This is a genomic window from Paenarthrobacter aurescens (genome assembly GCF_025421775.1).
Lineage (GTDB): Bacteria > Actinomycetota > Actinomycetes > Actinomycetales > Micrococcaceae > Arthrobacter > Arthrobacter aurescens_B.
Window position 1 is genome coordinate 170,381 of the sequence record NZ_JAOEFX010000001.1, and the last position, 14,603, is coordinate 184,983.

The window sequence follows — 14,603 nt, forward strand, 5'->3', positions numbered from 1 at the left end:
CCGGGTCCCTGCCGGTAGGTTCAGGATCAGTCCGCGTGATCTGGATCACAATCGCGATCTGACAGGGGTTTGGCAGTGGGCCTTAAAGAGCTGACACCACAGGAGCGTTCCGATGCGCTGGAGAAGGCTGCCAAGGCGCGGGCCGTGCGTGCCGCAGCCAAGGAAAGGCTTAAGCGCGGCGAGGTGAGCATTGCGGAGTTGATTTCATCGAGTAGTACGGATGAAGCGATCGCGCGCATGCGCGTGGTGGAGCTCTTGGAGGCCTTGCCGGGCATTGGGCCCGTCAGGGCGGCCGGGATCATGGCGGAGATTGGTATCGCCGGATCCCGGCGCATCCGGGGGCTGGGAATTCACCAAGCCCGGGCGCTGGTAGATTTTATGGATACCCAGCAAAGCGTCTAACGCATCTCCCCGAAGGAATCCGTGAGCAAGAAACCCGGACTGACTGTCCTTGCAGGCCCCACTGCCGTTGGCAAGGGAACCGTATCCACCTACATCAGGGACAACTATCCGGAGGTTTGGCTGTCAGTCTCGGCAACCACACGGGCTGCGCGTCCGGGTGAAAAGGATGGCGTTCACTACTTCTTCAAATCGGCTGAGGAGTTTGACTCCCTGGTGGCCGACGGCGAACTCCTGGAATGGGCTGTAGTGCACGGCCAGAACCGTTACGGGACGCTTCGCAGCACGGTCAATGCGGCCATCGCGGACGGCAAATCGGTCTTGTTGGAGATCGACCTCCAGGGCGCACGCCAGGTCAAGGCCGCGGTTCCTGAGGCAAACTTTGTGTTCCTGGCCCCGCCCAGCTGGGACGAAATGGTCCGTCGACTGGTGGGTCGCGGCACCGAAACTCCCGAGGAACAGCAGCGCAGGCTGGAAACCGCTAAACTGGAACTTGCTGCTGAACCGGAGTTTGACCACACCGTCATCAATGACGACGTTCGCCGGGCAGCAGACGAGCTTGTTTCACTCATGGGGCTTACCCCGCACGGGCGCTAAGCGCTTGCATTTGTTGGCCCGCTAAAATTTGGAGAATTCGTGTCCACGAACCTTGAAGGCATCATCAACCCGCCGATCGATTCGCTGCTTGAGGCTGCTGATTCCAAGTACGGCCTGGTCATCTTCGGCGCCAAGCGTGCGCGCCAGATCAACGCCTACTACGCCCAGCTGCACGAGGGCCTGTTCGAATACGTCGGCCCGCTGGTTGACACCAAGCTGAACGAGAAGTCGCTCTCGATCGCCCTCCGCGAGATCAACGAAGGCCTTCTGGTTTCCACGCCGATCGAGCCCGCAGAATAAAGCAGACTGCCTGTTGACGGAGGTCACGTGCGCATAGTCCTCGGAGTCGGGGGAGGGATCGCAGCCTACAAGGTTGCATCGCTCCTCCGGCTTTTTACTGAAGCCGGTCACAAGGTGACGGTCATTCCCACGGAGGCCGCTACCCGATTTGTCGGAGTGGCTACGTGGGAGGCCCTCTCCGGCAACCCCGTCAGCAACAGCGTCTTCGACGACGTCGAGAAGGTCAACCATGTCCGTTTAGGACACGAAGCTGACCTGATCGTGGTTGCTCCCGCCACGGCCGACCTCTTGGCCAAAGCCGCGACCGGACAAGCGGGCGACCTCCTCACCAACACACTTCTCATGGCTCACGGACCGGTGCTTTTCGCGCCCGCCATGCACACGGAGATGTGGCAGCACGCCGCCACGCAGGCGAATGTGGAAACATTGCGCAGTCGCGGTGTGACAGTCCTGGAGCCTGCTTCCGGGCGACTCACGGGGGCTGACTCGGGACCGGGCCGCCTGCCGGAGCCGGAAGCCATTTTCGCGGCTGCCATGGCTCTGGTCAATGCTGCGGACGGGGCGAAAGCTTCTCCTGCCACGGAGCAGCCACTGGCGGGCCGTGTTGTCACGATTTCGGCCGGCGGAACCAGGGAAGCCCTCGATCCTGTCCGCTTCCTCGGTAACCGTTCGTCCGGCAAGCAAGGCGCAGCGTTGGCTGCTGCTGCGTTGGCGGCCGGAGCCACGGTCCGTTTCCTCGCTGCGCATATGGACGTCGAGCCGCCTGCCGGCGTCGAGCTTGTCCGCGTTGAGTCTGCCTTGGAATTGCGCGAAGCAGCGCTGAAAGCGGCAGTTGATTCCGACGTCGTCATTATGGCCGCTGCCGTCGCGGATTTCCGTCCGGCAGATGTTTCGGATACCAAGATCAAAAAGGTCGACGGCGAGGACGCACCTGTGGTGCGGCTGGTCCGGAACCCGGACATCCTCCATGAGCTGGTTGAGCGGCGCAACGCCGAGGGCGGCCAGCAACTGATTGTTGGTTTCGCGGCCGAGACTGGCGACGCGCAAGGCGATGTCCTGCAACATGCCACTGCCAAACTCAAACGCAAGGGCTGCGATCTCCTGGTGGTCAATCAGGTGGGTATCGGCCGCGTCTTCGGCCAGGACGACAATTCCGTGGTCATCCTGTCCGGGCACGGCGCCGAACCTCAATCTGCCGCCGGTTCCAAGGCTGACGTCGCGGCCGTGGTCGTGGACCGGGTGGGCGCTGAGCTCACGCGCGTCTTTCCGGCCTTGTAACCAGGCCCACACCCGAATTCTTAGCAAAGGGACACACGGCAGATGCCGCCATCCCGCAACCCAGTAAGGTGGTCGAGTGACTTTACCGCTGCACCATGAACACCATGGCACCCCGTCCAAGCTCCGGCTCTTCACCTCAGAGTCGGTCACCGAAGGGCACCCGGACAAAATCTGCGACCAAATCAGCGACGCCATCCTTGACGCGCTGCTGGCTGCTGATCCTGAGTCCCGTGTGGCCGTTGAAACCATGGCCACCACCGGCCTGGTGCACGTGGCTGGTGAGGTCACAACCGACGCCTACGTTGAGATTCCGCAGATTGTCCGCGAGACCATCCTCGGCATTGGATACGACTCTTCAGCCAACGGCTTCGACGGCGCCCGTTGTGGTGTCTCGGTGTCCATCGGCCAGCAGTCCAACGACATCGCTGGTGGAGTTTTCAACTCACTGGAGGCCCGCGAAGGCCGCCAGGAGGATGACTACGACCTCCAGGGCGCAGGCGACCAAGGCATCATGTTCGGCTACGCCAGCGATGAGACGGCGTCGTACATGCCTACTCCGATCTGGCTTGCCCACCGCTTGTCGGAACGGCTCACCGAGGTCCGCAAGAACGGCGAGTTGGCTTACCTTCGCCCGGACGGCAAGACCCAGGTGACCGTAGGGTACGACGGCGACCGGCCGGTTTCCGTTGAAACGGTGGTCATCTCCAGCCAACACGCGGAAGAGGCAAGCCTTGAGCAGCTTCGAGCTGACCTGGCCAGCTACGTGATCGACCCCGTCCTCTCGGCGTCCAACCTGGACATCGCGCGCACGGCCAACATCCTGAACCCTGCCGGCGCGTTCGTCATCGGCGGCCCGGTAGGCGACGCCGGCCTCACCGGCCGCAAGATCATCGTGGACACTTACGGCGGATTCTCCCGTCACGGTGGTGGAGCGTTCTCCGGCAAGGACCCGTCCAAGGTGGACCGTTCTGCGGCTTACGCCATGCGGTGGGTCGCCAAGAACGTGGTGGCTGCCGGGCTGGCAAAGCGCGCCGAGATCCAGATCGCTTACGCGATCGGGCAGGCACGCCCTGTCGGAACGTACGTTGAGACCTTCGGCACGGAAACGGTTGACCCGGCCCGCATCAGCGAAGCCATCGACGAACTCTTCGACCTCCGTCCCCGCGCAATCATCGACTCATTGGACCTCAAGCGGCCCATCTACAGCAAGACGGCGGCCCACGGCCACTTCGGCCGCGACGATCCGGACTTCACGTGGGAACGCCTGGACCGGGTTGATGACCTGAAGGAATACTTCAACGCCTGATTTTTGTCCTTGCCGACCGGTCCGCTGATGTTGTTTTGTCGGTGGTCCGTGATTGGCTGGAGCCAGAGAGATGCCCGCAGCGGGTCAATCCCGCTGCGGGCATTCTGCGTTGCTGGTATGCGGTGGTTTTCCGAGCGATAGGTGGAGGTGAAGTACATGGCAGGACACGAGGCCCAGCCGTCGTTGCTTCAACCGTCGCTGCTGCAAGGCTTTCCGGACCGCCTGCCCGTCAACGGGCCTCCCTTGGCGGCTGAAAATCCCGTTGCCCGCGTCGTCCTGGAGTCATCCCTGCCACACTTGGACAGGCCTTTCGACTACAGCGTTCCTGCCGAGCTGGCTGATTCGGCTGCTCCCGGGGTCCGCGTGAAGGTCAAGTTCAATGGACAGGAATTGAACGGCTATGTCATCGAGCGGCGTGAATTCTCGGATGCAGCGCACCCGCTGACGGTCCTGCACAAGGTGGTGTCCCCGGTTGCTGTGCTGACTCCGGCCATTGCTGAGCTTGCCGGTGCGGTCGCTGCAAGGTACGCCGGGACGCTTAGCGATGTCCTACGTACGGCCGTTCCTCCTCGTGTGGCCAAAGTGGAGAAGGAGCTTCTGGCCGGAGACTTGGAAGCCGCCGCTGTGGACCTGAAGCCGGACACGGATGCCCAAGCCTGGGCTTCGTATTCCAACGGGGCGGCATATCTGCAGCACCTCGCCAGCGGCGGCGCGCCCAAGGCCGTCCTCACGGCCCTTCAGGGCTTCGGCCCTGAAGGTTGGCCGGCCCTCATCGCATCGGCTGTTGCCACAGTCCGTTCCTCTGGGCGAGGCGCGGTGGTGGTGGTGCCGGACTACCGGGATCTTGAGCAGTTGGAGGCCGCGCTTGCCAAGGTCCTGCCATCTTCCGATGTGGCACGGCTCGCCGCGGATGATGGCCAGACTCCCCGGTACCGGAACTTCCTGCGTCTGCTGAGCGGATCGGCAGGGGTTGCCATCGGTACCCGTTCAGCGGCCTATGCGCCGGTCCGGGATCTGGGGCTGGTGGTGTGCTGGGATGACGGCGACGACCTCCACATCGAACAGAGGGCTCCTTACGCCCACGCGAGGGAGGTCCTGCTCCTGCGAGCCGAGCAGGAGAACGCCGCGTGCCTCATGGCATCCCATAGCCGCAGCAGCGAGCTTCAGCGGCTCGTCGAAGTCCAGTGGGCGGTGCCTATCGAGGCGCCGCGAACTACTGTCCGGTCCACTGTGCCCCGGGTACTCAACACGGCTGACAGCTTCGAACAGGAACGCGACCCCCTCGCCCGGATTGCCCGTTTGCCCGGTGCGGCGTGGCGTGCGGCTAAAGAAGGCCTTGAGCGCGGCCCGGTACTGGTGCAGGTGGCCCGCGCCGGATATGCGCCGTCGCTGGTGTGCGAGTCGTGCCGTGAACTGGCGCGCTGCAATGCGTGCCAGGGGCCGCTGGCGGTCTCCAGCAGTTCGGCGATGCCGGCATGCCGCTGGTGCTCGACGCCCGCCCCACAGTGGCGCTGCAACCACTGCAGCGGCACCCGGCTTCGCAGGGGAGCAGCAGGAGTCATGAGGACTGCCGAGGAACTGGGCCGGGCCTTCCCGGGCAAAGCGGTGGTGACCTCCTCCGGTGAGCACATCAAAGCCACGGTGCCTGATGTTCCTGCCTTGGTGGTAGCAACGGTCGGAGCAGAGCCCGTGGCTCCCAACGGCTATGCGGCAGCTTTGCTGTTGGACGGAAATTCACTGCTCCGGCGGGAAAACCTGCGGGCGGGGGAGGACACCGTCCGCCGCTGGTTCAATGCTGCTTCCCTCGTGAAACCGGCCCGCCAAGGCGGCCTGGTAGTGATCACTGCGGATGATACTGCGGCCACGGGAGCATTGTTGCGGTGGGACGCCCCGGGTTATGCGTCGCGGGAGCTGGCATTGCGGAAGGAACTTCAGCTGCCCCCGGCGGTGAGGGTGGCTTCCGTGACCGGCTCAAGGGCCGACGTCGGACACTTTGCAGATGCGTTCGAGGCCAGCGCTGCGCGTGCCCCGGGCACCAAGCTCCGCAGTGCGGGGCCAGCTCCGGTGCAGCTGTTCTCCGGCGCATCCCAAGGGACCACCGGCGAGGCGGACGCGGACGTCAGGATGCTCTACTTCATCCCGTATGCCGAGGCCGCGGAAACCACGCGTGCCATGCGCGCTGTGAAGGCCGCGAGTGCTGCCAAGCGCACGTCTGGGCCGGTGCAGCTACGCCTGGACGGCGTGGACGTCCTCTAGCCCGTAAACAGGCCTCCAGCCCGGGGCCAGGCCTCCATCTTGGGTCTAGGCCTTACGTTGACGAAAGGCCACCACTTCCGCGGCAGCAGCAAGAAGCTGCCGCGCCGACTCGTCCCAGTTGAACTCCGAAGCGCGTTCCACTGACCTGCGGGAGCGCTGCTGCCAAAGCGTCTGGTTGCCCAGGGCGGTGACCGCTGCGGCGAAGTCCGTGGGTGACTCCGGGTCTACGTAGCTCACGGCGTCTCCGCCCACTTCGCGGAAGATCGGGATGTCGCTGGCAATCACGGGGGTCCCAAGGGCCATGGCTTCCACCAGTGGCAGCCCATATCCTTCAGCCCGGGAAAGGCTGATCAGCGCAGTTGCCCTGAGCAGGAGTTCGTCGTATTGGGCGTCAGTGACGCCGTTGTGGAACTCGACTTTGGCTCCTTCAGGAACCATAGCCTCCAACTCCGCTTGACGCTGCGGTGTGATCCTGCTGAGGAGATGCAAGGTGTAGTCCTGCAGCCCGGCCATGCCGCGGATCATGGTCTCGACATTTTTGTAAGGCATGAACGAGCCCATATACAGGAGTGTCCTGGCGGCGCCGGCAGCAGGATCCCGCGGCGACTGCCCGGGCTGCGGTGCGTTACCGACGATTCTCACGGGCCGTTTGGTCAGCTGGTATTTCGCCATCAACGCTTCCGTGGTTCTGCTGATGGTAGCCACGATGTCGGCGCGGTTCAGCAAGACTCGCTGCGGCCAGAACGCCTTGTGGTACAGCCGCCACAGCAGGCGCACGGGTGCGGGGAGGAAGCCCGGGGGAGTGGGGTGCTCATAGTAGATGAGGTCGTGGAGGGTCAGGATCAGTCCGTATCGCCGGCCAACGGTTCCCATGGTCTGCATGGGACACACCACAACGTCGGCACCAAGGGGGTTGACCTTGCGGGCGACGAACAGCTCCAGCGGGGACAAGGGGCTGTTGACCATCACATACGGGACGTCGGGGAGCAGGGCCAACTGGCGCTTGTCGCTGATCAGCATGGTGACGTCGGCGATCTTCGAAGTTGCGGCTATGAGGCTTGAACCGTAGCGGCTGATGCCATCGTGGTGGTCCGTCCTGGTAAAGCGGGCGTCGATGACAATTTTCACGCGGGGTGTTCCTCCAGGAAGGTGCGAATGGCTGCTGCGGCCGGTTCCGGCGTTTCGTAATGGATCAAGTGCCCGACGCCGGGAATCACTTCCAGCTTTGCGTCAGGCAGGCGCTCCATGAGTTTGTGCTGGTTGGGAAGAGTGGCAATCTCATCTTTTTCACCGGCGACCAGGAGCACAGGGAGAGTCAATTGTTCGGCGACCTCGGCCACGTTACCGGAGACCGAGGCTTTGAAGGATTCAAGCAGGCTCTTCCGGTCGGAGAACGCGCTGAAGTAGGCATCGTGCTGGCCATGGATGAAGCGGCGCAGAGCCTTGTCCTTGGTTTTTGCCATGGTGATGCTCATGACCCGGACGATCGCACGGTTCCGCAGGACCGCGAGGCCCACGCGGCGGGGAAGCTTGGCGGACGCCTGGTAGTACAGCACTGCAAGCTTGGTCATGATGCCCTTGGGCCCCTCCAGCGCGGGGGCAGCGATGGGGTTGATCAGGATCAGCGGATAGATGGCACCTGGATGTGCGGCGGCAAAGTGGCTGGCAACGATCGAACCGAAGGAATGGCCCAGGAGGACAGTCCTGGGGCCGAGGCCGAGCGCCCCCATGAATCCGGTGATGAACTTGCCGTAGCGTTCAACGCTGTGTTCATCCGCAACGAAGGGTTCCGAGCTCCCGAAAGCAGGCAAATCCGGCATGATGATCCGCATCTCCGGAAGCTGGTCTGCCACGCGGAGCAGGCCGTGGTGATCGCCCCTGAAGCCGTGGATGACAAGGATGGTGCGGGTCAATGGGGTGACGGTGACTGGTTCGTACGTCCAGTACGCCACGTTGCTGCCGTCCACGTCCACATCCGAGGCATGCGTGCGCCGCGCCAAGGATGTGCTGAAGAATTCGCTCGGGGCCTGCGGGCCGTTCGCTGTTTCCACTTTTTCCATTCAGCCGTTCCTAGTTCACGTTGTCCGGGTGGGAACCGGTTCTGTGGTGGCGTTCAAGCCCGGTTATGCCGTCCATGTCTTCGGCGTCCAATTCAAAATCGAACACCTCAAAGTTCTCCTTGATGCGCCCAGCCGAGCTTGCTTTCGGGATGACCAGGTTTCCCAGCTGAAGATGCCATCGAATAATGACCTGGGCGGGAGTCCGTCCATGCTTCCCAGCGAGCGACACGATGGCGGGATCAGCCAGGACCTGCCCGCGCCCAAGGGGGCTCCACGCCTCGGTGCGGATTCCGAGCTGTTCATGGAATGTCCGCAACCTGGTTTGTTGCAACCAAGGGTGCAACTCGATTTGGTTTACGGCGGGGACAACTTCGGCTTTCTGCATGAGTTCTTCAAGGTGCCCGGGCTGGAAATTGGAAACCCCGATCGCCCGCACCTTGCCTTCGCGGTAGAGCGTCTCCATGGCCTTGTAGGTTTCGGTAAACAGGCCACGGCCGGCGCACGGCCAATGGATGAGGTAGAGGTCCACGTAGTCGAGGCCAAGGTTCGAGATGGATGTGTCGAATGCGCGGAGGGTGGCATCGTAGCCCTGATCGTCGTTCCAAACCTTGGTGGTGACGAAGAGGTCCTCTCGTGCGAGTGCGTGCACCGACTCGCCAGAGCCGCCGGTACTCCTGTTGGCCTCCGAGGCATCCCCAATGGCGCCGCCCAGAGCGCGGCCAAGCCCTGTTTCGTTGCCGTACATCGCGGCCGTATCGAAACGCCGGTAGCCCTCGCCCAAAGCGGTGGCCACCAAGGCTTCTGCGTCTTTGGGCGGAACTTTGTAGAGTCCGTATCCCAGGCGTTCCATCTGTACGCCGTTGTTCAATGTCTGCCGGGCAGGGGATCTCATAGCAAAGACTCTACCCATTCCTTGCACGAATGCTTCAGGCGTGGCCATTGAAACTCACAAGTCGCCTGGCCGATGCTTCGTCGAGGATAAGGTCGGTGGCCAACCCCGCTGCCAGCGCTCCCTGCAACCCGTTGATCTTGGACGCACCGGACACCACGCAAATCCGTCGCCTGACTTGCCTGAGCTGCTCATGGCTCGGGCCCGTGGACCTCTCGTTCAAGGTGATGCCGTCCGAGGATCCATCGCTCCGGAAAAAGACCGTGGCGACGTCGCCCACCACGTCATCGGCGGCCAGCTTGTTGAGGTCCATTTCATCGAGGTAACCGCCGGCGTACACGTGGCTCGGGTAGTCCGAATCGACAGATCCGACACCGAAAATGGCGATGCTCATGCGGGCCTGTAGATCAAGGATGCGTTGCACGCTGCGCTCATTCCACATCGCCGTTTTGGTGGAGGCGTGGTCAAAGAACGCTGGAACGGGGAACTGCTCCACCCGTGCTCCATACGCGCTGCCGAAACGTCGCATGATGTCGCTGGCATAGGTAATGCCGGTGGTCTGCATGTTTCCGGCGCCGTTGAGTTGAACCACAATGCTGTCATGGGTCACCTTCCTGGTGAGGTGTCGACTGACGGCGCTGAGTGTTGCACCCCACGCCACGCCGATGATGGCGTTGGAGTCCACCAGGGGTCCTATGGTTCGCGCGGCCTGCATGGCCACGCGGTCCAGGGTCTCGGCTTCGTTGAGCGTGTCCAGGACCGGTACGACGTGGACGTCCACGCCGTACTGGTTCCGGATCTGGCTCTCCAGCTCAGGCCCGGTCTCAAACGGGCTTCGAATCTGGACCTGCACCAAGCCTGTTTCCCGGGCTGAGGACAGCAGCCGGGACACCGTGGATCGGGAGGTCCGCAACTCGCGGGCTATCGCATCCATGGTCAGGTCCTGCAGGTAATACATCTGTGCAGCCCGGAGCGCATCCGAGTGACGTGATCGTGCCATCTCATTTCCTTACTGCACGTTTGTGCAAATAGCTTGACTCCATTTTCCACCTTCGCCAGATTAGTGGTGAACGGTGCAGCAGCGAGTGGCGCGGCGCACGAACCAAGCCCAAGGGAGCAGTTTTGGGACACAACAGGATTTCCGGTACCTCACAGCACGCACAGCAGCGCGACTCCGTCGTTGCACTGCAGGAGAGGCCCTCTGCGAAGGTACTCATCATCGGCGGCGGCATCAATGGTGTGGGAACGTTCCGCGACCTGGCTCTCCAGGGCGTCGACGTTGCGCTCGTTGAACGCGGTGACTACTGCCAGGGCGCCAGCGGTGCCTCCTCCCACATGATCCACGGTGGCATCCGCTACCTTGAAAACGGCGAATTCCGGCTGGTCCAGGAATCAGTGGTTGAGCGCAACCGGCTCCTGCGCATCGCACCGCACTACGTCAAGCCTCTTCAGACCACCATCCCGATCTACAGCACGTTCTCCGGCATCCTCTCCGCGCCCATGCGCTTCCTTACCCACAAGCAGGGCAAGCCCAAGGAGCGTGGCGCCTTCCTCATCAAGGTCGGCTTGAGCATGTACGACTTCTTCTCCCGTGACGGCGGCAGCGTTCCGCGCCACCAGTTCCGTGGCCGGACCAAGGCCCTTGCCGAGCTTCCCAAACTGAACTCCGGAATCAAGTACGCAGCAACCTACTTCGATGCCTCCGTCCACAATCCGGAGCGCTTGACCCTCGACGTCCTGCAGGACGGCGAGAAGGCGGGCCGTGGCGGCGGACTTCCCGGTGGAAGCGCCCGCGCCAGCAACTACGTCTCCCTCGTCTCCATGGGTGCCGACGGGGTACTCCTCCGCGATGAACTGACCGGCAAGGAATTCGAATTCCAGGCAGATGTCATCGTCAACACCACCGGAGCCTGGGTTGACCTCACCAACCAGGCCATGGGTGCCGTCAGCAAGTTCATGGGCGGTACCAAGGGGTCCCACATCGTCCTGGACCACCCGGAACTCCTCGCTGCCTGCAACGGCAGGGAAATCTTCTTCGAGCACACAGACGGCCGCATCGTCCTGATCTACCCCATGGGTGACCGCGTGCTGGTCGGAACCACGGACGTGGACGCGGATATGTCCGAAGACGCCGTGTGCACGGACGAAGAGATCGACTACTTCTTCGACCTCGTCGGACACGTGTTCCCTACCATCAAGGTTGGCCGCGAGCAGATCGTCTACAGCTTTGCCGGTGTCCGCCCGTTGCCGCGCCACGACGAAACCCAGCCCGGTTTCGTCTCACGTGACTACCGCATCGAACGCAGCGTCCGCACCGGCAGCGACGCCGTCACAACCCCAGGCGGTAAGGCCGCCGTCGTACTCAGCCTGGTGGGCGGCAAGTGGACAACGTTCCGCGCGCTGGCCGAACACATGACCAACGACGTTCTCCGCGAACTCGGCATGGAACGCAAAGTCTCGACGGCGAAACTCGCCATCGGCGGCGGCGCCGGCTTCCCGTCCACCGAACAGGGAGAACAGGAATGGATCAAGAAGCACATGGGGCCGGGCCTCGATGCTGACCGCGTAGCCGTCCTGCTTACCCGGTACGGAACGCGCGCAGACGCCGTCATCGAGTACCTCAATGCCGGACACGACGCGCCGCTGCGTTCCACCCGCGAACTGAGTGTCCGTGAGCTGGCCTTCATGGCCGAGCACGAGCAGATCGGGCACCTGGTGGATGTCCTCATCCGCAGGACGTCGCTCGCCTTCCGTGGCCTGGTTACCGGCGAGCTGCTGAACGAGATGGCCTCAGTACTGGCCGAACCGCTCGGTTGGGATGCTGCTGCCCGCGAAGCAGAGGTCCGCCACGCCCAGGAAGTACTGCAGCGGTTCCACAAGGTTGACGTGCACAGTCTCGTAGCCTGACACCACGCAGCGGAAAACAGCTTGACCGTCCCAGCGTGCGGTAGGGACGGAATGGGGTAGGTGGGCCCGTCAGGGGACCACCACACCGGGACGGTTCCGGAGACAACGGAACCGTCCCAACAGCCTCTTCACCCGCGAGGGGGCTGACAACAGAAAAATGAGGAGTCAAAGATGTCTCTTGGAATTGTTTTCCTTTCCGAAGTATTCGGAACCATGATGCTGACCCTACTGGGTTGTGGCGTCGTGGCAAACGTTGCGCTCAAAGGCACCAAGGGCAACAACGGTGGATTCTTGATGGTGACGTGGGGCTGGGGTATTGCGGTCTTCGCGGGCGTTTTCGTGGCCGCAAAGTCCGGTGCGCACCTGAACCCAGCTGTCACCCTGGGTTTGCTGGTCAACGGGAAAGGCGAATACGCCCCGGACGTTGCAGTCACCTTCGGGTCAACACTGACGTACTTCGGCGGCGAACTGCTCGGCGCCTTCCTGGGTGCCGTTGTCTGCTGGCTCGCTTACAAGCAGCACTTCGATGAGGAGCCCCTGGCAGCCAACAAGCTGGGCACCTTCTCCACCGGCCCCGCCATCCGTTCCACCCCGTGGAACCTCATCACCGAAATCATCGGCACGTTCGTCCTGGTCTTCGTCATCCTGACCTTCGGCGGCACCCCTTCCGGCCTCGGCCCGCTGGCAGTTGCCTTGCTCGTTGTCGGTATCGGTGTATCCCTCGGTGGCCCCACCGGCTACGCCATCAACCCTGCACGTGACCTCGGCCCGCGCATCGCACACGCCGTCCTCCCCATCAAGGGCAAGGGCTCCAGCGACTGGGCCTACTCCTGGATCCCGGTCGTCGGCCCGCTGGTTGGCGGCGCCCTCGCAGGCCTCGTGGCCATCTGGGTTCCGGACATCATGCCCGCACTCGCCGGCTAGTCCTGCACCTACCCACCCGCACACCGTAAACACCCGAACGTAGACAACAACTTCAGACAAGGACGTCACCATGAACCAATACGTCATCGCCATCGATCAGGGCACCACCAGCTCCCGCGCCATCGTGTTCGACCACTCCGGCAACATCGTCTCCACCGGGCAGATGGAACACGAGCAGATCTTCCCGCAGGCTGGCTGGGTTGAGCACAACCCCGCCGAAATCTGGAACAACACCCGGGAAGTCATTGCCTCCGCCCTGTCCAAGGCGAACCTGACCCGGCACGACATCGCCGCCGTCGGAATTACCAACCAGCGCGAAACTGCAGTCGTTTGGGACAAAAACACCGGTGAGGCTGTCTACAACGCGATCGTCTGGCAGGACACCCGCACCCAGCCGATCGTGGACCAATTGGCGCAGGACGGCGGGCTCGAACGCTTCAAACAGAAGGTAGGCCTGCCGCTGGCCACCTACTTCTCGGGCACCAAGATCAAGTGGATCCTGGACAACGTCGAAGGAGCCCGCGAGCGTGCGGAAGCCGGCGACCTCCTGTTCGGCAACACCGATGCATGGGTTCTGTGGAACCTGACCGGCGGTGTGGACGGCGGCGTGCACGTCACGGATGTCACCAACGCTTCCCGCACCCTCTTCATGGACCTCGAGACACTGCAGTGGGACCAGGAGATCCTGGATGTCTTTGGAGTCCCGGCCTCCATGATGCCCGCCATCAAGTCCTCCTCCGAGGTCTACGGCCAGGTCCACACCTCGCAGCTTCTTCGCGAAACTCCGGTAGCCGGCATCTTGGGCGACCAGCAGGCGGCAACCTTCGGCCAGGCCGCCTTCCAGGCCGGCGAGGCCAAGAATACCTACGGCACCGGCTGCTTCCTGATCTTCAACACGGGCGAGGAAATTGTTCACTCCAAGAACGGACTCCTCACCACGCTTGGATACAAGCTGGGCGATGCCAAGCCGCACTACGCCCTTGAAGGCTCCATCGCCGTCACGGGCTCGTTGATCCAGTGGCTCCGCGACAACCTGGGCATGATCAGCTCCGCCCCGGAGGTCGAGGAACTGGCCGCAGCGGTGGAGGACAACGGTGGCGTGTACATCGTCCCTGCCTTCTCCGGCCTGTTCGCCCCGTACTGGCGGGCAGACGCGCGCGGCGCCATCGTGGGCCTCACGCGCTTCGCCAACAAGGGTCACATCGCCCGCGCAGCGCTGGAGGCCACGGCCTTCCAGACCCGCGAGGTACTCGACGCCGTCAACGCCGACTCGGGTGTTCCCCTCACCGAATTGAAGGTCGACGGCGGCATGGTGGCCAACGAGGCGCTCATGCAATTCCAGGCAGACATCCTGGGCGTACCCGTTGTCCGCCCGAAGGTCGTCGAAACCACGGCCCTCGGTGCTGCATACGCCGCTGGCCTGGCGGTCGGATTCTGGAAGGACCTCGGTGAACTGAGCGCCAACTGGAACGAAGACAAGCGTTGGGAACCGCAGCTGCCCGCCGAGGAGCAGGAGCGTCAGATGCGTCTCTGGAAGAAGGCAGTGACAAAGTCCATGGATTGGGTCGACGAGGACGTTAAGTAGTCTTCTCCTGACAGAGGTTCCGGGGACTCCCGCCCGCCCGCTTCGCGGTGCCCACCACACCATGGCGGGGAGTCCCCGGAACCTCTTGCCGCATACGGACGT

13 protein-coding genes are annotated in these 14,603 nt (G+C 63.0%); 9 read left to right on the forward strand and 4 right to left on the reverse strand.

Annotation, left to right across the window (positions count from 1 at the left end):
• The first annotated feature begins 75 nt into the window (after positions 1-75).
• The 6 genes from mihF to N7568_RS00885 all read left to right on the forward strand — a co-directional run bounded on the left by mihF (position 76) and on the right by N7568_RS00885 (position 6,136).
• Entirely contained in the window at positions 76-402 is a 327-nt protein-coding gene (gene mihF / locus N7568_RS00860) for an integration host factor, actinobacterial type (RefSeq protein ID WP_261608033.1), read from the forward strand.
• A 21-nt stretch (positions 403-423) separates the two neighbouring features.
• Entirely contained in the window at positions 424-996 is a 573-nt protein-coding gene (gene gmk, locus N7568_RS00865; protein WP_261608034.1) for a guanylate kinase, read from the forward strand.
• 39 nt (positions 997-1,035) lie between these two features.
• Complete coding sequence (gene rpoZ, locus N7568_RS00870) at positions 1,036-1,296, forward strand: DNA-directed RNA polymerase subunit omega (RefSeq protein ID WP_017197559.1); 261 nt, start codon at positions 1,036-1,038, stop codon at positions 1,294-1,296.
• A gap of 27 nt (positions 1,297-1,323) precedes the next feature.
• A complete protein-coding gene (coaBC, locus tag N7568_RS00875) occupies positions 1,324-2,574 on the forward strand; it encodes a bifunctional phosphopantothenoylcysteine decarboxylase/phosphopantothenate--cysteine ligase CoaBC (RefSeq protein ID WP_261608035.1) in 1,251 nt (416 codons plus the stop codon).
• Positions 2,575-2,650: 76 nt separating this feature from the next.
• A complete protein-coding gene (gene metK, locus N7568_RS00880; protein WP_261608036.1) occupies positions 2,651-3,880 on the forward strand; it encodes a methionine adenosyltransferase in 1,230 nt (409 codons plus the stop codon).
• A 156-nt stretch (positions 3,881-4,036) separates the two neighbouring features.
• Positions 4,037-6,136: a primosomal protein N' gene (locus N7568_RS00885; RefSeq protein WP_261608037.1), complete on the forward strand. Its 2,100-nt coding sequence runs from the start codon at positions 4,037-4,039 to the stop codon at positions 6,134-6,136.
• 45 nt (positions 6,137-6,181) lie between these two features.
• Here the strand turns inward: N7568_RS00885 and N7568_RS00890 are convergent, their stop codons facing one another.
• From N7568_RS00890 to N7568_RS00905, 4 genes are read right to left on the reverse strand one after another with little or no spacing between them, the layout of a single operon-like run.
• The gene (locus N7568_RS00890) at positions 6,182-7,264 is read right to left on the reverse strand and encodes a glycosyltransferase family 4 protein (protein WP_261608038.1); all 1,083 of its coding nucleotides are present in this window, start codon (positions 7,262-7,264) and stop codon (positions 6,182-6,184) included.
• Positions 7,261-8,196, reverse strand: coding sequence for an alpha/beta fold hydrolase (locus N7568_RS00895; RefSeq protein WP_261608039.1), 936 nt, complete (start codon positions 8,194-8,196; stop codon positions 7,261-7,263). The genes N7568_RS00890 and N7568_RS00895 overlap by 4 nt, the downstream gene beginning before the upstream one ends.
• A gap of 10 nt (positions 8,197-8,206) precedes the next feature.
• Positions 8,207-9,088: an aldo/keto reductase gene (locus N7568_RS00900; RefSeq protein WP_261608040.1), complete on the reverse strand. Its 882-nt coding sequence runs from the start codon at positions 9,086-9,088 to the stop codon at positions 8,207-8,209.
• Between the two features lie 34 nt (positions 9,089-9,122).
• The gene (locus N7568_RS00905; RefSeq protein WP_261608041.1) at positions 9,123-10,085 is read right to left on the reverse strand and encodes a sugar-binding transcriptional regulator; all 963 of its coding nucleotides are present in this window, start codon (positions 10,083-10,085) and stop codon (positions 9,123-9,125) included.
• Positions 10,086-10,207: 122 nt separating this feature from the next.
• Here N7568_RS00905 and N7568_RS00910 point away from each other — a divergent pair, with 122 nt between their 5' ends.
• The 3 genes from N7568_RS00910 (at position 10,208) to glpK (ending at position 14,501) form a co-directional block, all read left to right on the forward strand.
• Positions 10,208-11,992, forward strand: coding sequence for a glycerol-3-phosphate dehydrogenase/oxidase (locus N7568_RS00910; RefSeq protein WP_261608042.1), 1,785 nt, complete (start codon positions 10,208-10,210; stop codon positions 11,990-11,992).
• Positions 11,993-12,163: 171 nt separating this feature from the next.
• Positions 12,164-12,916, forward strand: coding sequence for an MIP/aquaporin family protein (locus N7568_RS00915; protein ID WP_261608043.1), 753 nt, complete (start codon positions 12,164-12,166; stop codon positions 12,914-12,916).
• A gap of 70 nt (positions 12,917-12,986) precedes the next feature.
• Positions 12,987-14,501 (forward strand): glycerol kinase GlpK, encoded by a 1,515-nt coding sequence (glpK, locus tag N7568_RS00920; protein ID WP_261608044.1) that lies wholly within the window; start codon positions 12,987-12,989, stop codon positions 14,499-14,501.
• Positions 14,502-14,603: the final 102 nt, after the last annotated feature.

Excerpts from the sequence above, each read along its gene's own strand:
- N7568_RS00885 (WP_261608037.1), top strand. The coding sequence starts at position 4,037 with ATGGCAGGACACGAGGCCCAGCCGTCGTTGCTTCAACCGTCGCTGCTG.
- N7568_RS00895 (WP_261608039.1), bottom strand. The coding sequence starts at position 8,196 with ATGGAAAAAGTGGAAACAGCGAACGGCCCGCAGGCCCCGAGCGAATTC.
- N7568_RS00900 (WP_261608040.1), bottom strand. The coding sequence starts at position 9,088 with ATGAGATCCCCTGCCCGGCAGACATTGAACAACGGCGTACAGATGGAA.
- N7568_RS00905 (WP_261608041.1), bottom strand. The coding sequence starts at position 10,085 with ATGGCACGATCACGTCACTCGGATGCGCTCCGGGCTGCACAGATGTAT.
- N7568_RS00915 (WP_261608043.1), top strand. The coding sequence starts at position 12,164 with ATGTCTCTTGGAATTGTTTTCCTTTCCGAAGTATTCGGAACCATGATG.
- glpK (WP_261608044.1), top strand. The coding sequence starts at position 12,987 with ATGAACCAATACGTCATCGCCATCGATCAGGGCACCACCAGCTCCCGC.